This window comes from Prauserella shujinwangii (assembly GCF_003001955.1).
Lineage (GTDB): Bacteria > Actinomycetota > Actinomycetes > Mycobacteriales > Pseudonocardiaceae > Qaidamihabitans > Qaidamihabitans shujinwangii.
This window is the reverse complement of sequence record NZ_PVNH01000016.1, coordinates 41,538-61,980: the sequence shown is the minus strand read 5'-3', so window position 1 is coordinate 61,980 and position 20,443 is coordinate 41,538. Positions and strand designations below refer to the sequence as shown.

The window sequence follows — 20,443 nt, the reverse complement described above, 5'->3', positions numbered from 1 at the left end:
GGCTCCAGCGGCACCGCCGAAGCCAAAAAACAAGCCCTCGAAACCGCCGGCGTCAAAGTCGGCAAAACCCCCAGCGAAACCGCCGAACTCGCCAGGGAGCTGTACAAGGCTCTGTGAGGCCGGGGACGGCACGCGCCGGGGCCGGGCACCGCATCGTGGTGCCCGGCCTCGTGCGCTTTCCGGAACGGCAGGCTCCGGGTGCGGCAGGAACTAATCCGGGGCGCGGAACGTCGTAGACCCGGGGCCGGTCACGCCGTGGTGCGCTAACGTTCCGTTACCAGTGACCGCCCGCCCTTGGCCAGGTGGCGAGAACACGACAGGAGAACACGGATGACCTTCCCGAGCGGTGCGCCGGGTGGATTCCCGGGGCAGGGCCCGCATCAGCCGCAGCAGCCGTATCCGGGCGCGGCTCCGTCGACCGGCGGTGGTGCCAAGCTCGGCCTTCCGGAACTGCTGTACCTGGCGATCGCGGGCGTCGGCGTGCTGAACCTCTTCCTCGGGTTCGTCAACGCCGACACGGACAGCAACTTCTACGAGGTGGGCCTCGGCTGGGTTCCCGGCCTGCTGCTGCTCAGCGGTATCACCGCGGCGTCCAACATCCTGCCCGGCGACCAGAAGCCCGGCGTGTGGCCCGCGGCGTTCGCGGCCGCGGCGATGCTGCCGTACCTGTTCACCGTCTTCTACGCGAACGACCTGCAGGCCGGTGGCATCCTGGTGCTGATCTTCGGGATCCTGCAGCTGCTGGCGGCGGTCGTCGTCTACCTGTTCGACGTGGGGATCCTCAAGCCGCCCGCACCGCAGGCCGCGCCCTACGGCGGGCCGGGCCCGTACGGGCAGCAGCAGTACGGGCAGCAGCCCGGTCCGTTCGGGCAGCAGCAGTACGGGCAGCAGCAGCCTCAGCAGCAGGGTGGCGAGCAGCCGACCAAGTTCGCGCAGCCGGTGAACCAGCCCGTGAACCAGCCGGGCCAGCAGCCGACGCAGTACGCCTCGCAGCAGGGGCAGTTCTACCACCAGCAGCAGTCGGGGGAGGGCGGTCAGCAGCAGAAGCCGGGCACGCCGCCCGGCGGTTTCGGCCAGCCCGGCAGCTGACGCCCGCCGTACCCCGCGTACCGCGGGCGGCGGGCACTCGCCGTGAACGGCCCGGCGCCCGCGGTTCTGGCCCCCCGTCCGGGTGGGTGTGGGAGGCCTCATCCCCCGGCGGCGGCGTGCCTCACCCGGACGGCGCAACGCGGGTGCGAAGGTGCGGGACATGCGCCTGCTCACCTCGCCTTCGCCCCGCCCGGGCGCCGGTGCGGATGAGCACGTGTCCGGCGCCGCCAGGGCCCGGGCGTTGCTCGCCGCGGCGCTCAGCCCGCTCGTCACCGGTTACGCGGCCGTCGCGGCGCTGTTCGCGCTGGTCACGGCCATCGCCTCGCAGGCGCACTTCTCCGCTGCCGGTGTTCTGCTCGCCGCCGCACCGGGGTGGCTCGCCGCCTACCAGGTCCCCGTGGAGATCGGCGGTGTACCGCTCGGGCTGCTGCCGTTGCTGCCCACGGCCGGTGTCGTCGCGCTGGTCGCGCGCACCGCGGCCGCCGCGGCCCAGCGACTGCGTTACACCGAACCGGCCCAGGGCGGCACCCTGATCGGGGTCATCGCCGGTGCACACGGGGTGACGGGTGCGGCCATCTCCCTGCTGTCGGACGACAGCACGCTGACGGTGGGGCCGCTGGCCGCGTTGCTGGTTCCCGCGCTCGTGGCCGGCGCGGCCGCGACGCTCGGTATCGCGCGGCCGTGCGGGCTGCTCACCGCCGCCAGGCGGTACCTGGATCCGCTGGCCCTGCACGGTCTGCGGGCCGGCGCTCTCGGGCTCGCCACGCTCCTCGCCGGGGGCGCGCTGCTGCTGGCGGTGGGCACCGCGTTCTCGGTGCCCACCATGCGGCAGCTCTTCGCGGACCACGCCCCGGGGCCGGGCAGCGGGTTCGGCATGTTGCTGCTGGCGCTGGGATACGTGCCCAACGCGGTGGTGCTGGCGCTCGGGTTCGCCACCGGCCCCGGTTTCCAGCTGGGTTCGGTGTCGATGAGCCCGCTGTCCTTCTCCGGTGGCCCGGTGCCGGGGATGCCGCTGCTGGCGGCGTTGCCGGAACAGCAGGCGGCGTGGTGGCCTGCGTTCCTGGTGCTGCCCGCGGTCGCCGGGACGCTGGTCGGCTGGTCGCTGCGGCGGGCCCACGACGATCCGGTCGCCCGGTTGCGCACCGTCGGGGTGGCGGGTGCGGTGATCGGCTTCGGGGTGGTGCTGCTCGGCACGCTCGCCGGGGGCCGCCTCGGCGAGGGCCAGCTCGATCCGGTCGCGATCCCCGTCGGCCTGGCGTCGATCGCCGCGTTCTGCTGGATCGCGGTGCCGGGTGGGCTGGTGGCCTGGTTCGCCGGTCCCGGGCGGCCGCGGGTCAGGAGCCGGTCCGAGCCGGAGCGGCCCGGGGACGCGGCGACCACCATGACCACCACGACCCCCGAGACCCCCGAGACCCCCGAGACCGGCGAGACCGGCGAGACCGGCGAGAACACCGACACGGCCGAAGAGGCTGCCGAGGACACCGCCGAGGACGCTGCCGGGGAGCTTCCGGAAGATCCCGAGGACGCGGAAGACCCCGAGGCCGAGCCGGACGGCGAGCCTCCGCCCGGGGACACCGGGGACACCGCAGGCCAGCCGGACGAACCCGAGGAACCGGAGGAACCGGAGGAACCGGAGGACGACGACTTCGACGACCTCGACGAGACTCCGGACACCGGCGAGTCTGGGATCCCCGGGCACACCGGGGAGGGGCCGGATCCGGAGGCGGACCGTTCGGAGCGCTGAACCCGCCTCGCCCTCCGACCTCGTGGTCAAGATCGACTTCCGGGCGTCTAGGGTGGGGCTGACCAGGTCGAGTGCCGTGCGTGGGAGCGCACCGCCCTACCGAGGAGAGCGTTCTGGCTAGCAGGTTGGAGCTGCCCGTGCCGGCGAAGCTCGTGGTACTCGCGTCGGGTTCGGGGACCCTGCTGCAGGCGGTGCTCGACGCGGCCGCCCGTCCGGGCTATCCCGCCACGGTGGTCGCCGTCGGTACCGACCGCCCCGGTGTCGCGGCGCTGGCCAGGGCCGAACGTGCCGGTGTCCCGGCGTTCACGGTCCGGATGGCCGACCACCCGGACCGCGCGTCCTGGGACGAGGCGCTCACCGCGGCGGTGGCCGCCCACGAGCCGGACCTGGTGGTCTCCGCCGGCTTCCTCAAGATCCTCGGTCCACGGTTCCTGGACCGCTTCCCGAACCGCGTGATCAACACGCATCCGGCGTTGCTGCCCGCCTTTCCGGGTATCCGGGCCGTCGCCGACGCGCTCGAGCTCGGGGTGAAGGTGACGGGGTCGACCGTGCACTTCGTCGACGCGGGCGTGGACACCGGCCCGATCATCGCGCAGGAGGCGGTGCCGGTGGAGCCGGGTGACGACGAGGACGGCCTGCACGAGCGGATCAAGACGGTGGAGCGCGGGCTGCTCGTGGACGTGATCGAGAAGCTGGGCCGTGCCGGGTGCACGGTGGACGGACGAAAGGTGAGTTTCGGAGTGAGCGAGTCTCCAGGTTCCGGGCAGCGGCCCATCCGGCGCGCGCTGATCGGCGTCTCCGACAAGTCCGGTCTGCTGGAGCTGGCGACGGGGCTGCACGCCGCGGGCGTGGAGATCGTCTCCACCGGCGGCACGGCCAGGGTCATCGCCGACGCGGGTGTTCCGGTGACGCCGGTCGAGGAGGTCACCGGCTTCCCCGAGTCGTTCGGTGGCCGCGTGAAGACGCTGCACCCGAGGGTGCATGCCGGGCTGCTGGCCGACCGGAGCAACGCCGAGCACGCCGAGCAGCTGTCCACTCTGGACATCGCGCCGTTCGACCTGCTGGTGGTCAACCTGTACCCGTTCACGGAGACGGTCGCGTCCGGCGCCACGCCGGAGGACTGCGTGGAGAACATCGACATCGGCGGGCCCGCGATGGTGCGCGCGGCGGCGAAGAACCATGGCTCCGTGGCCGTGATCGTGGACCCGGCCAGGTACGACCAGGTGCTGGAGCGCGTCGGGGCCGGCGGTTTCGACCTGGCGGAGCGCAGGCGGCTCGCCGCGGAGGCGTTCGCGCACACCGCCGCCTACGACACGGCGGTGGCGTCGTGGTTCGCCGGCGTGCACGCGCCCGCCGACGACTCGGGTTTCCCCGACTTCCTCGGCGCCGGCTGGCGGCGCGGCGAGGTGCTCCGCTACGGCGAGAACCCGCACCAGCGCGCCGCCGTGTACCGCGGCGACCGGGAGGGCCTCGCACACGCCGAGCAGTTGCACGGCAAGGCCATGTCCTACAACAACTACGTCGACACCGACGCGGCCCGGCGCGCGGCGTACGACTTCGCCGAGCCCACCGTGGCGATCATCAAGCACGCGAACCCGTGCGGCATCGCGAGCGGCACCGACATCGCCGAGGCGCACCGGAAGGCGCACGCCTGCGACCCGGTGTCGGCGTTCGGCGGGGTGATCGCCGCCAACCGGCCGGTGAGCCTGGAGGCCGCGGAGCAGATCGCCGATGTCTTCACCGAGGTGGTGCTGGCCCCGGACTTCGACGCGGAGGCGCTCGACGTGCTCCGCAGGAAGAAGAACATCCGGCTGCTCCGGCTGCCCGCCCTGGACGGGCCGGACGACCTGGAGCTCCGGCCGATCTCCGGCGGGCTGCTCGTGCAGACGTCCGACCGGATCGACGCGCCCGGTGACGACCCCGCGAACTGGACGCTCGCCACCGGGGAGGCCGCCGACGAGGCCACCCTCGCCGACCTGGTGTTCGCGTGGCGCGCGGTGCGCTCGGTGAAGTCCAACGCGATTCTGCTGGCGAGCGACCGCGCCACGGTCGGCGTCGGCATGGGGCAGGTGAACCGGGTCGACTCGTCGCGGCTGGCGGTGCAGCGGGCCGGCGACCGGGTGAAGGGCTCGGTGGCGGCCTCGGACGCGTTCTTCCCGTTCCCCGACGGCCTGCAGGTGCTGCTCGACGCCGGGGTGCGGGCCGTGGTGCAGCCGGGCGGCTCGGTGCGCGACGCCGAGGTGATCGCGGCCGCCGAGGCCGTCGGCGCGACCCTCTATCTCACCGGAACCCGCCACTTCGCCCACTGACGGCGTGTCCGCCGTCTAGGTACGCGTGTCCGCCGTCTGGGTACGCGTGTCCGCGGTCTGTGCCGGGCCGGTGTCCCTGGATGGCGGACACGCGTACCCAACTCGCGGACGCGCGTACTCAACTCGCGGACACGTGTCCCTGGATGGCGGACACGGTGTCTCGGCACGAGGTGCCCACTCGTGTCCCTTCTTGACAGCGCGGCCCCCGCGCGGTTCACTGGCGATATCGAACATGTGTTCGAACGCTGGCCGTCTTCCCCGCGGCGAGCGATGAGATGACGCGGTGCGCGCGACCGGCGCGGACCGTGCTCGTGCCGTCGTGAGGGGAGGTGACACCGGTGCCGGGCGGAGTGGTGACCGAGCTCCAGGCCGCGCGGCGGCCGGGTGCGGCAGGGTCCCGGGGTGCGGGGGACCGGCACGCGGCCGTCGCGCGGTTGGCGGCGTTGCCTGGGGTGAGCACGGCGAGCGGTGTCGCCGTTCCGGCGGAGCACGGGCAGGCCACGGGGCAGGTCCTGCCCGTGCTCCCCGCGCTGGCCGGCCTGCTGCCCTCCCGGGGGCTGCGCCGGGGCAGCACGGTCGCCGTCCACGGTTCGACGTCGCTGCTCCTGGCGTTGCTCGCCCAGGCGACGGCGGACGGGGCCTGGGCGGCCGTGGTGGGGCTGCCGCACCTGGGTGTCGTCGCCGCCGGGGAGCTCGGTGTCGAGGTGAGCCGGCTCGCGCTGGTACCCCGGCCGGGGGCGGACTTCGCCGCGGCGACGGCCGCCTTGCTCGACGGGATGGACCTGGTGGCGGCTGCGGCACCGCGCGGGCGGGCGGAGTTCCGGACGGCGCGGCGGCTCTCCGCCCGCGCCCGGCACCGCGGCGCGGTACTGCTGTCCCTCGGCCCGTGGCCGGGTGCGGAGGTGGAGCTGCGGTGCGGCCCCACTCGCTGGTCCGGAGCGGAGGACGGCTACGGCTGCCTGCGGGAGCGGGAAGCCGTGGTGAGCACGACGGGGCGGGGTGCGGCCGCCCGGCCCCTCCGGGCGGCCGTGCTCCTGCCGGGCCCGGGTGGAGGGGTGGCGCCGGTGGAGCCCGGGCGGAGGGAGCGCGGCCTGCCCGCCGTTCCCCCGGAGCGGGCTGGGCGGGCCGAGCGAGCGGAGGGGGTGCGCGTGGGATGACCCGGCTCGTGCGCCCGGTGCGGATGCTCGTGATGTGGTGCCCGGACTGGCCGGTGGTCGCGGCCGGGCTGGCCGCCGGGGTGCCCGCGCACCTGCCCGCCGCGGTGTTCTCGGCCAACCGGGTCGTGGCGTGCTCGGCCGTGGCGAGGGCGGCGGGTGTCCGGCGTGGCATGCGCCGCCGGGAGGCCCAGTCGCGGTGCCCGGAGCTCGTGGTGTTCACCGACGATCCCGGACGCGACGCGCGGCTGTTCGAACCCGTCGCCGCGGCGGTGGAGCAGCTGGTGGTCGGTGTCGAGGTCGTGCGGCCAGGCCTGGTCGCCGTGCCCGCCGACGGCGCGGCGGGTTATTTCGGCGGGGAGTCCCGGCTCGCCGAACTGCTGGTCAACCAGGTCTCCCGTGACCCGGGCGTGGAGTGCCAGGTGGGCGTCGCGGACGGGTTGTTCGCCGCGACGCTGGCGGCGCACCGCTCCGCGCTGGTGCCGAGGGGAGCGAGCGCCGAGTTCCTGGCCCCGTTGCCGATCACCGAGCTCGACCAGCCCGGCTCCGAGCGGGCGGAGCTGATCGACCTGCTGCGCAGGCTCGGGCTGCGCACGCTCGGTGCCTTCGCCGCGCTGCCCGAGCGGGACGTGCTGTCCCGCCTCGGCGCGGCGGGACTCCGCGCGCACCGGCTCGCGTGCGGTCGTGACGAGCGCCCGCCGTACCGGAGACGGCCACCGCCGGAACTGACCGCGACGGAGAGCTTCGACCCGCCGCTCGACCGGGTGGACGCCGCGGCCTTCATGGCGAAGGCACTGGCCGCGCGGTTCCACGCCGGGCTCGCCGCGCACGGGCTGGCCTGCACCCGGCTGGGCATCCACGCGACCACCGAGCACGGGGAGGAGCTCGGCAGGGCCTGGCGGTGCGCGGAACCCCTCACCCCGCAGGGCATCGCCGACCGTGTGCGCTGGCAGTTCGAGAGCTGGCTCCGGGCGGGGGAGGGAACCCGGCCGACCGCGGGCGTCGCCGTGCTGCGGCTGGAACCGGAGGAGGTCGTCGAGGGCCACTCGCTGCAGCTCGGTCTCTGGCCGGGTGGCTCCGGCGGGGAGCACACCCCCGAGGCCGACCGGGCGGGGCGGGCCATGATCCACGTGCAGGGCCTGCTCGGGCCGGACAGCGTCTTCACCGCCGTGCTGGAGGGCGGGCGGGGGCCCGCCGAGCGGGTGCGCCTGGTGCCCTGGGGCGACCGGCGCACGCCGTCCGGGGACGGTGCGGCGCCCTGGCCGGGCCGGCTGCCCGCACCGTCCCCCGCCACCGTGTACGAGCGCCCGCTGCCCGCCTCCGTCACCGACGCCGCGGGAGCCGACGTGGACATCACCGACCGGCAGCGGATGACCGGCGCCCCCTGCCAGGTCGCGGTGAACGGTGGCGGGCCGCGCAGGGTGCTCGCCTGGGCCGGTCCGTGGCCGGTGCAGGCGCGCTGGTGGGCCCCGGGCGGGGACGTGGACCTCGCCCGGCTGCAGGTGGTGCTGGCGGGCGCGGAGCCGGACGAACCGGATTCCGCGCTGCTGCTGGTCTGGCGAGCCAATCGAAGTCCGTTGTGGACAGTGGAAGGGGTGTACGACTAGTGGACGGTGACAACGTCGGGCCGGGCGGGTCGTGGCCGGAGATCCGGATGCCCGCCTCCGCCGACGGTGCGGCGCGCGCGGCCACGGGCCGGGGCGAGTGGGAAGACCACCCCGTGGTGATCCCGCTGCCCCGCAGGTCGCCGGAGAACCTCGGGTAGCCACGATGGGCTGGAACAACCCACCGGTTCCCTGGCGGCAGCTCGAACGCGCGCTGTCCGGGCGGCCGGATCCGCCCGGCGACGGCAACGACAGCCCCGCGTGGACCCGGCACCGGACGGGTTACGCCCGTCCGCCGGATCTGGCCCGCCCGCGCGCCGCCGACCACGGCGGTGCCGTCGTCGCCGGTGCCCGGGTGCCCTACGCCGAGCTGCACTGCCACTCGAACTTCAGCTTCCTGGACGGCGCGAGCCACCCCGAGGAGCTGGTCGAGGAGGCCGCCCGGCTGGAGCTCGACGCGATCGCGCTCACCGACCACGACGGCATGTACGGGGTCGTGCGGTTCGCGGAGGCCGCTCGCGAGCTGGGCGTGCGCACGGTGCTGGGGACGGAGCTCAGCCTGGGCCTGTCCGCGCCGCAGAACGGGGCCGCCGATCCGGAGGGCGAGCACCTGCTGCTGCTCGCCAAGGGCAGGCAGGGCTACGCCGGCCTGTGCCGCGCCATCACGGCGGGCCAACTCGCCGGGCACGAGGGCGAGCACCTCACCGCCCCCGCCGGGGAGCGGGCGGAGAAGGGCAGGCCGGTGTACGACCTGGACGCCGTCGCCGGTGAGGTGGCGGGCACGTGCGTGGTCCTCACGGGCTGCCGCAAGGGCGCGGTGCGCAGGGCGCTGGCGGAGGCGGGACCCGGCGCGGCCGCCGGGGCACTGCGCGCGCTCGCCGACCGCTTCGGCGCGCGCAACGTGTACGTCGAGCTGACCGATCACGGCCTGCCCACCGACACGGCGGACAACGACGCGCTCGCCGCCCTCGCCGCCGAGCTGGACCTGCCCACCGTGGCGACCAACGTGGTGCACTACGCCACCCCGGATCGGGGGCGGCTCGCCGCCGGGCTGGCCGCCGTCCGGGCGCGGCGTGGCCTCGACGAGATGGCGGGCTGGCTGCCCGCGGCGGGCACGGCCCACCTGCGCTCGGGGCGGGAGATGGCGGAGCGGTTCGCCCGCTACCCCGGTGCCGTCGAGCGGGCTGCGCTGCTCGGCACCGAATGTGCCTTCGAGCTGCACCTGGTCGCCCCCGACCTGCCGCCGTTCGACGTGCCGGAGGGGCACACCGAGGCCAGCTACCTGCGTGAGCGGACCTACCGGGGCGCGGCCGAGCGGTACGGGTCCCGCGCCCGCCATCCCCGGGCCTACCGGCAGCTCGACCACGAACTCGGCATCATCGAGCGCCTCGGTTTCCCCGGCTACTTCCTGATCGTGTGGGACATCGTGGAGTTCTGCCGCCGCAACGACATCCTCTGCCAGGGCAGGGGCTCGGCCGCCAACTCCGCCGTCTGCTACGCGCTCGGCATCACGAAGGTCGACGCCGTGAAGTGGAACCTGCTGTTCGAGCGTTTCCTCGCCCCGGACCGCGACGGTTACCCGGACATCGATCTCGACATCGAGGCCGATCGCAGGGAGGAGGCCATCCAGTACGTCTACCGCAAGCACGGCAGGCTCCGCGCCGCGCAGGTGGCCAACGTGATCACCTACCGCGCGCGGTCCGCCGTGCGCGACGCGGCCCGCGCGCTCGGCCACTCGCCGGGGCAGCAGGACGCGTGGAGCAAGCAGATCGACCGGTGGGGCCCGCTGGCGGAGACCCAGCACGACCACGACCACGACATCCCCGAGCCGGTGCTGGCCCTGTCGGCCGCACTGGAGGACTTCCCCCGGCACCTCGGCATCCACTCCGGCGGAATGGTGATCTGCGACCGGCCGGTCAGCGAGGTGTGCCCGATCGAATGGGCGCGGATGCCCGGCCGCAGCGTCGTGCAGTGGGAGAAGGACGACTGCGCCTCGGTCGGCCTGGTCAAGTTCGACCTGCTGGGGCTGGGCATGCTGTCGGCGCTGCACTACATGCTCGACCTCGTCCGGGAGCACAAGGGCGTCGAGATCGACCTCGCGGACCTCGACCTCACCGACGACGAGGTGTACGCCATGCTGCGCAGGGCCGACGCCATCGGCGTGTTCCAGGTGGAGAGCCGGGCACAGCTCGCCACCCTGCCGAGGCTCGCGCCGAGGAAGTTCTACGACCTGGCGATCGAGGTGGCGCTCATCCGGCCCGGCCCGATCCAGGGCGGATCGGTGCATCCGTACATCCGCCGCTACACCGGCCGCGAGGAGTGGGACTTCGACCACCCGCTGCTGCGGCGCGCGCTCGGCAAGACGCTCGGGGTGCCGCTGTTCCAGGAGCAGATGATGCAGATCGCCCGCGACGTCGCCGGCTTCACCGCGGCGGAGGCCGACGAGCTACGGCACGCCATGGGTGCCAAACGGTCCGGCCGCCGGATGGAGCGGCTCCGGCGGCGGTTCTCCGAGGGCGCCGCCCGCAACGGGGTCGGCGAGGAGATGGCCGCACACATCTTCGCGAAGATGCGGGCGTTCGCCGACTTCGGTTTCCCGGAGAGCCACGCCCTGAGCTTCGCCTACCTCGTGTTCGCCAGTGCCTTCTTCAAGCGCTACCACCCGGACGCGTTCTGCGCGGGACTGCTGCGGGCGCAACCGATGGGCTTCTACTCGCCGCAGTCGCTGGTGGCGGACGCCCGCAGGCACGGCGTCACCGTGCGCGGGCCCGACGTCAACGCCAGCCTGTCCCACCCCACGCTCGAGCCGCTGGGGCAGGGCGGAGGTGGCCACGCCGTGCGGCTGGGCCTCGGCGGCGTCCGGCTCGTCGGCCGGAAACTCGCGGAGCGGCTGGTCGCCGAACGCGACCGGGGAGGCCCGTTCCGCGACATGGCCGACGTCGCCCGCCGGGTCCGGCTCACCACCGCCCAGGTCGAGGCGCTGGCGACCGGGGGTGCGTTCGGCTGTTTCGAACCGGACCGCCGCAAGGCGCTGTGGGCGGCGGGCGCGGTCGCGCAGGAGCGCCCGGAGAAGCTGCCGGGCAGCGGGGCGGGCGCGGCGGCGCCGGTCCTGCCCGGCATGGACGACCTCGATCTCGCCGCCGCCGACGTGTGGGCGACCGGGGTGTCGCCGGACAGCTTTCCCACGCAGTTCGTGCGGGACCGGCTCGACCGCCTCGGTGTGGTCACCGCGGGGCGGCTGCTCGACGCGCAGAACGGCAGCAGGGTGCTCGTCGGCGGGGCGGTGACCCACCGGCAGCGCCCGGCCACCGCGGGCGGGGTCACCTTCCTCAACCTCGAGGACGAGACCGGCATGGTGAACGTGATCTGCACGGCCGGGCTCTGGCGGCGCTACCACCGCATCGCCCGTTCCAGCGCGGCTCTGCTCGTGCGCGGGGTGGTCGAGAAGGCCGACGGGGTGGTGAGCCTGCGGGCCGACCGGCTGCAGCACCTGCCGATGCGGATCACCCAGCCCTCCCGGGACTTCCGGTGACGGCCACCCGGCCTGGTGCGTGGTTCTCGCCCCGCCACGCGCCCACGAGGTGGGCGACGCTAGTCGATCGGCGGCTCCCCGGGCTCCAGCTCGATGAGCGTGCCGTCGGCGAGCAGGTCCTCGATCGAGGCGGGCAGCAGGTACGCCGCGCCCCCGCCCGGCTGGTTGAACCAGGGGATCGCGACCCCGGCCAGTGCCTCCAGCGGACGCTGCACCCGGTACACGTGGTACGGCCGGTTCACCCACTCCGGCACCAGCGAGCGCTCCTCGAAGGGCGTGCCCGCGGCGTACGTGAGGTTGCCGTTGGGGCCGCCGAACCGGTCCAGCTCGCTGCCCGCGGGCAGCTCCCGCATCTCCTTGCCGCGGAAGAGGGTGAGTGGCGGCTCGCCGGGCATCGGCTGGATCGGCCACTGCTGCCCGCCCTGCTGGCGCTGGTCCGGCTTCTCCGCGGCGGGCCGCGCGTCGGCACGGCGGGGCACGGCGGCCGGGGGAGCGGGCTCGGGCGGGCGTGCCCCGACCGGCACCGGCGCGCCGACGCGCGGCGCCCCGGGGTGGTCCTCCCTGTCCCTCGGCGGTACCGGTGGGGCGGCCCTGGGCGGCTCCGGCGGCCGGGCGCCGGTGGCCACCTCGGGGGACAGCGTCGCGGTCACCGGCTGCGGCGGCGGGGCGGGACGCTCCTCCGGTTCCGGCTCCCGCGCGGGCAACGGCTCGCGGCGCGGGCCGCCGTCCGGCACCAGCAGCACCTTGCCCAGCATGAACGCGGCCGCGTCCTCGGCGTCGCCGAACACCGCCGGGCTGGTCAGCTCGCCGTCGTACCAGCCGACGCGCCAGCCGTCGGCCACCTTCTCGATGCTCCAGCCCCGGTCGGTCGGCTCGCCGATCCGGTAGGCGTCCGCGGGCACCCCGAGCTCGTCGAGCATGTCCTCCAGCTGTTCCAGCGCGGGCTCCCCGAGCGCGGCACGCGACGGCGCCGGGGCGTACTGGGTCGCCGGGCCGGCGTCGTCGGGCTCGGCGTGGTGGTGCGGCCGCTGGTCGAGGGTGTCGTCCTCCGGCTCGGCCCGTGGCGGCTCGGTGCGCTCCTCGTCGCCGGACGGGGGTTCCGCCACGGCGTGCTGCGTCACGGGCGGAGGGGAGGGCGACGTGATGGTGGTCGGCGGGCCACCGTCGAGGTCGGGCAGTGGCCGGTAGGTCGTCGCCTGCTCGACCGGGCCGGTGTCCTCGAGTTCGGAGCGGTCGCCGTTGTCGTGCGGTTCCGCGTGCGCCGCCGGTTCCGCGGGTTCGGCGGGTTCGGCGGGTTCGGGCGGATCCGACAGGGCCGGCATCGCCAGCTGCGTGTGCTCGGCGTCGGCCCGGTCGAAGTCCTCGAACGGCGGCTCCTCGGCGTGGCCCTGCGGCTCCTCGGGCGCGGGCTCCGGCTCGGCGGGCGGCGGCGGGGCCGGCCGCTGCGGCGGCGGCCCGCCGCGGGTGACGTGCGCGGCGGCCGCCTGCCGGACGGGTTCGGGCACCTCCGGCAGGGCGAACCCGTTCGACCGGATGTGCTGGACGAGGTCCGGCTCCGGCGCGACGCCGTACTCGCGCAGGTAGTAGTTGACGGCGGCGGGCCAGATCCAGACGCCGTCACTGTGGAAGGCGATCGGGACGGTGCTCTCCGGGGTGCCGGCGAGCCGGTCGAGGTCGTAGCCACGGCCGGGCAGCACCACGGGTGCGCCGTCGAGGTAGTCGAGCAGCCCGTCCCGCTCGTCCGGGTCGGGCTCCGGCCGGTTGACGACGGGCCTGCCGTTCGCGTCGGCCCCGTCGAAGATCCGGGCCATGCGGAACCGGGGGCCGGGCCGCTCGGGGCTGAGGCCGGACATCCGGCGCATGAGCCAGTCGGGCACGTTGTCCTCGGTGCGCGGGAACATGCGCAGCTCGTCCGCGTAGGCCTGCGGCGGCGGCATCAGGTTCCAGCGCGGCTCCTCGCGGTCGTACTCGAGGTTGTAGCTGGAGGGGTGGTCCAGCTGGTAGCGGGCGTTGAACCAGGTGCCCCGCCCCTCGCGGTACATCCCCGCGCGCAGCCTGCCGAAGAGGGTCGCGATGTCGTGGGTGGCCACCCACTCCTGGGTGGAGCCGTCGGCGGTGACGATCTCCCCGGTGAGCTCGTGGTACCTCCCCACGGCGCGGTACTCCGCGATCACCCGCCGCCAGTCGCGCGGAGCGGCCCGCAGCAAGGCAAGGCCGATCTGCTTGACCAGGGTGTCCTGCTCGGTCGCGTTCAGCTGGGTCGGTTGAGCCACGAGAACATCTTGGCTAATGAGTGGCGTCAATGCACGGGACATGTGTGCATCCACGCCAAGGAGGCTGGTATAAGCTGCGCGCCCGCCAACCGCGGGCAGTGGGCGTCACCACACATCACCCTACCGGAGCAGAGGGGTCCGCCCGGCGGCGCCGAGAATGGCCGGTGATGACTACCGCGAGTGCGGGCCCGGGCCCGGATGGCGCCGGGCCCGGCACGACCCGGCGAACCCGCTCCGTGCGCCGCGCCGCGGGTGTCGTGCTGGCGATCCTGTGCGGTGTCGGCATGGCGACGCAGAGCCGGGTGAACGGTGCGCTCGGCCAGCGGCTGGACGACTCGCTGGCCGCGGCGGTCGTGTCGTTCGGTGGCGGCCTGCTGTTGCTGGTGACAGCGTTCGCGCTGTCCCGGCGGCTGCGGGCCGGTGTCGCCGGGGCGGCCGCCGCGCTGCGCTCCGGGCGGCTGCGGCCGTGGCACTGCCTCGGCGGCGTCGCGGGCGCCGCGTTCGTCGCGAGCCAGTCGGTGACGGTCGCGGTGCTGGGCGTGGCGATGTTCACCGTCGGTGTGGTCGCGGGCCAGACGGTGAGCGGCCTGTTCGTGGACCGGGCCGGGCTCGGGCCCGGCGGCGCCCGGATGCTGACCTGGCCGAGGGTGGTGGCGGCGCTGCTGACGCTGGGCGCCGTGGCGAGCGCGCTGGCCGGCGACCTGGCGCACCAGGCGGACCCGGGCCGGGCGTGGCTGCTGGCGTTCCCGCTGGCCGCCGGTGCGGGCATGGCCGTGCAGCAGGCGTTCAACGGTCACGTCAGTGCCGCGTCGGGCAGCGCGCTGACGGCGGCGCTCGTCAACTTCACGGCGGGCACCACCGTGCTGGTGGCCGGCTGGCTGATCTCGCTGGCGGTGCGGGGCGGCCCCGCGGCGTGGCCGGACAACCCGGTGCTCTACCTCGGTGGGCCGATCGGCGTCGTGTTCATCGCGTGCGCCGCGGTGATCGTCTCCTGGGTCGGCGTGCTCGTGTTCGGGCTGGCCGCGATCGCGGGCCAGCTGGTCGGTTCGGTGGTGCTGGACCTGCTGCTGCCCGCCGCGCCCGTGCCGCTGCGCGCGTCGACGCTGCTCGGCTGCGGTATCGCCCTGGTCGCCGTGGCGCTGGCCGGTGTGGGCGGGCGGCGGGCGACGCGGGCGGCTTTGGAACAATCGGGCGCGTGACGGCGACAGTTCTCGACGGCAAGGCCACCAAGGACGCCATCTTCGCGGAGCTCGCTCCCCGGGTGGCCGAGCTCGCCGAGCGGGGCATCACCCCCGGCCTCGGGACCGTGCTGGTCGGGGACGACCCCGGTTCGCACTCCTATGTGCGCATGAAGCACGCGGACTGCGCGCGCGTCGGGATCAACTCGATCCGGCGCGACCTTCCCGCCGACATCACCCAGGCGAAGCTCCAGTCGGTGATCGACGAGCTCAACGCCGACCCGGCCTGCACGGGCTACATCGTGCAGCTACCGCTGCCCAGGCATCTCGACGCGAACCCGGTCCTGGAGCGGATCCACCCCGACAAGGACGCCGACGGCCTGGCGCCGGTGAGCCTCGGCAGGCTGGTGCTCGGCCAGCCGGGACCGCTGCCGTGCACCCCGCTGGGCATCATCGAGCTGCTGCGGCGGTACGACGTGCCGCTCGACGGCGCCCGGGTCACCGTCGTCGGCCGCGGGATCACGGTGGGCCGCACCATCGGGCTGCTGCTGACCCGGCGCAGCGAGAACGCCACCGTGACCCTGTGCCACACCGGGACGCGTGACCTCGCCGAGGAGGTGCGCCGGGCCGATGTCGTGGTCGCGGCCGCGGGCTCGCCAGGTCTGGTCAGCCCGGACATGATCCGGCCGGGGGCGGCGGTGCTGGACGTCGGCGTCTCCCGGGTCGACGGCACGCTCGTCGGCGATGTCGCGCCGGGCGCCGAGGAGGTCGCGGGGTATCTCTCCCCGAACCCGGGTGGCGTCGGCCCGATGACCAGGGCCATGTTGCTGTCCAACGTGGTCGAGGCCGCCGAGCGGGCCGCGGCGCGGTGACGGCCGCCGTGCGCGCCGAGAAACGCCGGCGGTGGGACCGGGCCCGCGTGCTCCGGCACGTGCCGTTCGCCGTGGTGCTCGCCCTGGTGGCCATCGCGGGGCTGCGGATCTGGCAGTACCACTGGCGGCAGGGCGCGGCACTGATCGGCGGCGCGCTGCTGGTGGCGGCCGTCCTGCGGGCCGCGCTGTCGGACGAGCAGGGCGGGCTGCTGACGATCCGCAGCCGGGTGATCGACGTGCTCAGCTATGCGGGCCTCGGCCTGCTCATCCTCTTCGTCGCCCTGACCATCACCGGCGGCCCGCTCGGCTGACCCGCGGACCGCGTTCTGCGGGCAGAACGCGGTCCGCGGGGGCCGGGCGAGCGCGTTCCGCGGGCTAAACGTGCCCGGCGAGTGCGGGCGCGGGCTGGGCGGCGGGCTCCGCGCCGGTCGCGGGGACCGGGCTGTCCGGGTGGCTGGTGGTGGCCGTGGCGGCCTCGCGGCGGTCCAGCCCGCCCGACACGGCGGCGAGCATCAGGCCCAGCACGGCCAGCGTCGCGCCGACCCAGTTGGGCGCCACGAGCCCGAGGCCACCGGCGATCACGAGACCGCCCAGGTAGGCGCCGATCGAGTTGGCGATGTTGAACGCCGACTGCACGGCGGCGGACACCATCGACGGCGCGCCACCGGCCTTGTCCATGATCCGCGCCTGCATCATGGGCGCGACCATGAACCCGGCGACACCGACCAGGAAGATCGTCACCGCCGCGCCGAGCTTGCTCTCCGCGGTCACGGTGAACACGGCGAGCACGGCCGCCATGCCCACGAGCGCGCCGTACAAGCTGGGCATCAGGGCCCGGTCGGCGAGCCTGCCGCCGAGGACGTTGCCCAGCGTCATGCCGAGCCCGGCGAGCGCCAGCAGCAGCGTGACGTCGGCGGGCGCGTAGCCGGTGACCCCGGTCAGCATCGGCGTGACGTAGCTCAGGCACGCGAACACGCCGCCGAGCCCGAAGGTGACGATCGCGAGCGCCAGCCACACCTGCGGGCGGCGGAACGCGTCGAGCTCGCCGCGCAGCGAGGTCGCCTCCGGGCGGCCCTGGTGGGGCACCAGCCTGGCGATGCTGCCGATTGCGAGCAGGCCGATGAGCGACACCACGAGGAACGTCATCCGCCAGCCGACCTGCTGGCCGAGCAGTGTGCCGAGCGGTACTCCGACCACGTTGGCCAGCGTCAGCCCCAGGAACATCATCGAGACGGCCTTCGCCCGGTCGCCCTTGGCGACGAGGCTGGACGCGACCACGGCGCCCGCGCCGAAGAAGGCGCCGTGCGGGAGCCCGGCGAGGAACCGGAACAGCACGCCGAGCTCGTGGTTCGGCGAGAGCGCGAACAGGAGGTTGCCGCCGGTGAACAGCCCCATCATCGACAGCAACATGGTCTTGCGGGGCAGCCGCATCGCGACGGCGGTGAGCAGGGGTGCGCCGACCACCACGCCCAGGGCGTAACCGGAGATCAGGTAGCCGGCGGCGGGGATCGAGACGCCGAAGTCGGCGGCCGCCTCGGGCAGCACGCCCATCATGACGAATTCGGTGGTGCCGATGCCGAAGGCACCGATGGCGAGCGCGAGCAGCGCGATGGGCACAGCTCTCCCTTCGGGAAGTTCTGGATCGATCAAGTAGACACGCAGAAAGAAAGACAGGCCGACGTTGACCCCGCTGTCGCCGGACTGCCTACATCCAGTTCAACCGATCGCCGTGCCCGCTGTCATCCCGGTTTCGCGTGACGATCACCACGCGGGTCGGGGCGCCTGGCCCGGCAGGGAGACATCCCGCCGCGTGGGACGGGTGAGAATGCGCCGGATCCCTTGTGCCGCAACGAGTCCCGCCTCCTGGCCGGGCATCCCGCACGTCGGTGCCCGCGGGGACGGGCCACTGTGGACTTGCTCACCTCCCCGCCGCCGGGGAGCCCGGCGGCCCCCGGCCACGGTGGCGTTCGCGCCGCCACCACCGTGCCCGGGGCCGACCCGGTGGCGCTCACTCGGTCCCGGTGCGGCTCTCCACCTCGCAGTCGGGTCCGGGGAACATCAGCCCCTCGTGGCCGTCGGAGAAGCGGACGAGGTAAGGCGGCCTGCCGTCCTCGCCGCGCACCTCCACGATCTCGCCGTGCCGCTCGCCCAGCCCGACCACGCGGCCGTGCACGCGGATCTGATCTCCCACGGATGCTCTCATCGTCGACCACCTCCGTGTTTCGCGTGCTTTCAGGGTAAGAGCGCGACAAGATGCCGTCGAGCCGCGGCGGCCTAGACTCGGTGGTGACCGAGGAGGTGCCGCGCACCGTGTGTGGGATCGTCGCCGCGGTCGGCGACCTCGATGCCGACCTGTGCCGGGACATGCTGGGCCGGATCAGGCACCGCGGCCCCGACGACACCGGGGAGGTGCGGCGGGGACCCGTCTGGCTGGGCCACCAGCGACTGTCGATCATGGACGTCGGCGGCGGCCACCAGCCGCTGGCCGACGCGGACACCGGCACCCACCTGGTCGCCAACGGCGAGATCTACAACCACCGGCACATCCGGGAGGACCTCGGGCACGAGCTGTTCGAGACCGGTTCGGACAGCGAGGCGGCCCTGCGCGCGCTGGTCGCGGACGGCCCGGCCGGGCTCGGCAGGCTGCGCGGCATGTTCGCGCTCGCGTTCGCCACCGACGACGGCGACTTCCTGGCGGCCCGCGACGCGGTCGGCGTCAAGCCGCTGTACTGGGTCCGGCGGCCCGGCACCACACTGTTCGCCAGCGAGCTGCGCGCGTTCGCCGAGGCCGACCGGCCGCTGGTGGAGAGTTTCCCGCCGGGACACTGCTGGAGCCCGGCGGGCGGGCTGGTGCGGTTCGCCGACGCGGTCCCGGCCTCCGTGCGGCCCGCCCGGCGAGCCGGGACACCCGGCCGGTGGGACACCGACCTGCTCAAGCGGGTCCGCGAGCCGATCGTGGCCGCCGTGGAGAACCGGATGATGAGCGACGTCGGGATCGGGGTGTTCCTCTCCGGCGGGCTCGACTCGGCGATCGTGGCGGCGGTGGCCGCCGAGTACGCGGCCCGGCACCGGCTGCCGCTGCCCACGTTCGCCGTCGGCGCGCCGGGCAGCTCCGACCTGGCCGCCGCGCGCACCGTGGCGGAGTTCCTCGGCGCCCGCCACCGCAACATCGAGCACCACGAGGTGGTGATGACCCACGAGGACGCGGTGGCGGCGCTGCCGAGGGCGGTCGAGGTCATCGAGCACTTCGACCCCTCGCTGGTGCGCAGCGCCGTGCCGAACCTCCTGCTCGCCGAGTACACGGCCCGGCACGTGCACGCGGTGCTCACCGGGGAGGGCGCCGACGAGCTGTTCGCCGGCTACTCCTACTACCACCGTGAGCCGTTCACCTCGCCCGACGCGCTGCAGGCCGAGCTGGTGCGCACGGTCGGCGAGCTGCACCACCTCAACCTGCAGCGCTGCGACCGCACCACGATGGCCTTCGGCCTCGAGGCGCGGGTGCCCTTCCTCGACCGCGACGTCATCGCCACCGCGCTGGCGATCCCGCCGGAGCTGAAGATGGTGCGGCCCGGCGCCCGGGACACCGTCGAGAAGCAGCTGCTGCGCGACGCCTTCACCGGCTGGCTGCCCGAGCCGATCCTGCGCCGGGGCAAGGAGCAGTTCGGCGACGGCTCCGGCGCCAGCGACGTGCTGGAGGCCGCCGTGCGGGACTCGCCCGAGGTGGCCGCGGCGAGCGGGGCCGAGCCGCGCTCCCGGGAGGAGGCCGCCTTCCACGCCCTGTGGCGGCAGCGGTTCGCGGGCATCCGCCCGGAGCGCACCCTCGGGCTGTTCGCCACGACGTGACGCGGTCAGGCCAGCGGGGCGACGGCGTCGGCGAGCTTACCGACCAGCTCCGGTTCGGCGCGGTGCGGCAGGTTCAGCACGACGAGGTCGATGCCCAGCCCGGCGTGGGCCGCCACCTGCTCGACCACCTCGCTGATGTCCGGCTCCGGCGGGACCACGACGTTGGTGGACCGGATGATCTCCGTGTGGTCCCGGCCGAGGTCCGCGCAGTGCGCGCGCAGCGCGCCGTCGAGCTCGCGCCAGCCCTCGGGTGACTCGACGAAGCCGTGCCACTGCTGCGCCCAGCGGGCGGCCGCGCGCAGCGTGCGCTTCGGTCCCCGGCCGCCGATCGTGATCGGCGGATGTGGCCGCTGCACCGGCTTGGGCTCGCAGCGGGCCTCGGTGAGCCGGACGTACCGGCCGTCGAGGGTGGTGACCGGTTCGGACAGCAGCCGCACGATCGCCTCGACACCCTCGTCGAACAGGTCGAACCGTTGCTTCAGCGGCGGCAGCTCGATGCCGTAGGCGTCGCATTCCTGCTGGTTCCAGCCCGCGCCGAGGCCCAGCTCCAGGCGGCCGCCGGAGATGATGTCGACGGTGGCGGCCATGTTCGCGAGCACGGCCGGATGCCGGTAGATCATGCCCGTGACCTGGCAGCCGATGCGGATGCGGTGGGTGGCCTGCGCGAGCGCGGCCAGCATCGTCCAGCCCTCGAGATTCGGGCCCGCGAGGTCGCCGCTGAGCGGGTAGAAGTGGTCCCAGTTCCACGCCGACTCGAAGATCTCCAGCTCGTCGGCGGCCAGCCAGACGTCGAGCATCTGCTGCCAGCTCGTGTGTTCGGGGCGGGTCTTGATTCCGAAGCGCAT

The 20,443-nt window shown here is 74.3% G+C and carries 15 protein-coding genes and 2 pseudogenes; 13 read left to right on the top strand and 4 right to left on the bottom strand.

Features of this window, described 5'->3' with window-relative positions; all coding sequences use genetic code 11:
* The 9 genes and pseudogenes from B0I33_RS29535 to B0I33_RS29505 all read left to right on the top strand — a co-directional run.
* Positions 1-117 (top strand): annotated as a pseudogene (locus tag B0I33_RS29535) (succinate--CoA ligase subunit alpha); the annotation flags it as partial.
* A gap of 213 nt (positions 118-330) precedes the next feature.
* Entirely contained in the window at positions 331-1,089 is a 759-nt protein-coding gene (locus B0I33_RS29530; protein ID WP_106182613.1) for a DUF5336 domain-containing protein, read from the top strand.
* A 160-nt stretch (positions 1,090-1,249) separates the two neighbouring features.
* Positions 1,250-2,833, top strand: a complete 1,584-nt coding sequence (locus B0I33_RS30145; protein WP_106182612.1) for a cell division protein PerM — start codon at positions 1,250-1,252, stop codon at positions 2,831-2,833.
* Between the two features lie 125 nt (positions 2,834-2,958).
* Positions 2,959-3,570: pseudogene (purN, locus tag B0I33_RS30260) on the top strand (phosphoribosylglycinamide formyltransferase); the annotation flags it as partial.
* 3 nt (positions 3,571-3,573) lie between these two features.
* A complete protein-coding gene (gene purH, locus B0I33_RS29520; RefSeq protein WP_219927287.1) occupies positions 3,574-5,142 on the top strand; it encodes a bifunctional phosphoribosylaminoimidazolecarboxamide formyltransferase/IMP cyclohydrolase in 1,569 nt (522 codons plus the stop codon).
* A 434-nt stretch (positions 5,143-5,576) separates the two neighbouring features.
* Entirely contained in the window at positions 5,577-6,299 is a 723-nt protein-coding gene (locus tag B0I33_RS29515; protein ID WP_245901203.1) for a hypothetical protein, read from the top strand.
* Positions 6,296-7,903 (top strand): DNA polymerase Y family protein, encoded by a 1,608-nt coding sequence (locus B0I33_RS29510; protein WP_245901200.1) that lies wholly within the window; start codon positions 6,296-6,298, stop codon positions 7,901-7,903. The genes B0I33_RS29515 and B0I33_RS29510 overlap by 4 nt, the downstream gene beginning before the upstream one ends.
* The gene (locus tag B0I33_RS30140) at positions 7,903-8,061 is read left to right on the top strand and encodes a hypothetical protein (RefSeq protein WP_181193504.1); all 159 of its coding nucleotides are present in this window, start codon (positions 7,903-7,905) and stop codon (positions 8,059-8,061) included. The genes B0I33_RS29510 and B0I33_RS30140 overlap by 1 nt, the downstream gene beginning before the upstream one ends.
* Before the next feature lie 5 nt (positions 8,062-8,066).
* Positions 8,067-11,432, top strand: a complete 3,366-nt coding sequence (locus B0I33_RS29505; protein WP_106182610.1) for an error-prone DNA polymerase — start codon at positions 8,067-8,069, stop codon at positions 11,430-11,432.
* Positions 11,433-11,491: 59 nt separating this feature from the next.
* Here the strand turns inward: B0I33_RS29505 and B0I33_RS29500 are convergent, their stop codons facing one another.
* Positions 11,492-13,747, bottom strand: a complete 2,256-nt coding sequence (locus B0I33_RS29500) for a TNT domain-containing protein (RefSeq protein ID WP_106182609.1) — start codon at positions 13,745-13,747, stop codon at positions 11,492-11,494.
* Between the two features lie 125 nt (positions 13,748-13,872).
* Between B0I33_RS29500 and B0I33_RS29495 the strand changes: the two genes are divergently transcribed.
* Genes B0I33_RS29495 through B0I33_RS29485 form a run of 3 tightly spaced genes read left to right on the top strand, consistent with a single transcriptional unit; the run spans position 13,873 to position 16,066 of the window.
* Positions 13,873-14,904 carry a DMT family transporter gene (locus B0I33_RS29495; protein WP_181193503.1) on the top strand — a complete coding sequence of 344 codons (1,032 nt, stop codon included), beginning with the start codon at positions 13,873-13,875 and terminating at the stop codon, positions 14,902-14,904.
* Positions 14,901-15,755, top strand: coding sequence for a bifunctional methylenetetrahydrofolate dehydrogenase/methenyltetrahydrofolate cyclohydrolase (locus tag B0I33_RS29490; protein WP_106182607.1), 855 nt, complete (start codon positions 14,901-14,903; stop codon positions 15,753-15,755). The genes B0I33_RS29495 and B0I33_RS29490 overlap by 4 nt, the downstream gene beginning before the upstream one ends.
* A gap of 8 nt (positions 15,756-15,763) precedes the next feature.
* The gene (locus B0I33_RS29485) at positions 15,764-16,066 is read left to right on the top strand and encodes a DUF3017 domain-containing protein (RefSeq protein WP_106182619.1); all 303 of its coding nucleotides are present in this window, start codon (positions 15,764-15,766) and stop codon (positions 16,064-16,066) included.
* 64 nt (positions 16,067-16,130) lie between these two features.
* Here the strand turns inward: B0I33_RS29485 and B0I33_RS29480 are convergent, their stop codons facing one another.
* Positions 16,131-17,372 carry an MFS transporter gene (locus tag B0I33_RS29480; RefSeq protein WP_106182606.1) on the bottom strand — a complete coding sequence of 414 codons (1,242 nt, stop codon included), beginning with the start codon at positions 17,370-17,372 and terminating at the stop codon, positions 16,131-16,133.
* 391 nt (positions 17,373-17,763) lie between these two features.
* On the bottom strand, positions 17,764-17,958 hold the full coding sequence (locus B0I33_RS29475; protein ID WP_106182604.1) for a DUF1918 domain-containing protein: 195 nt from the start codon (positions 17,956-17,958) through the stop codon (positions 17,764-17,766).
* A gap of 83 nt (positions 17,959-18,041) precedes the next feature.
* Between B0I33_RS29475 and asnB the strand changes: the two genes are divergently transcribed.
* On the top strand, positions 18,042-19,598 hold the full coding sequence (gene asnB, locus B0I33_RS29470; protein WP_245901198.1) for an asparagine synthase (glutamine-hydrolyzing): 1,557 nt from the start codon (positions 18,042-18,044) through the stop codon (positions 19,596-19,598).
* A 5-nt stretch (positions 19,599-19,603) separates the two neighbouring features.
* On the opposite strand, the gene B0I33_RS29465 is transcribed toward asnB, so the two are convergent.
* Positions 19,604-20,443, bottom strand: a complete 840-nt coding sequence (locus B0I33_RS29465) for a TIGR03560 family F420-dependent LLM class oxidoreductase (RefSeq protein WP_106182601.1) — start codon at positions 20,441-20,443, stop codon at positions 19,604-19,606.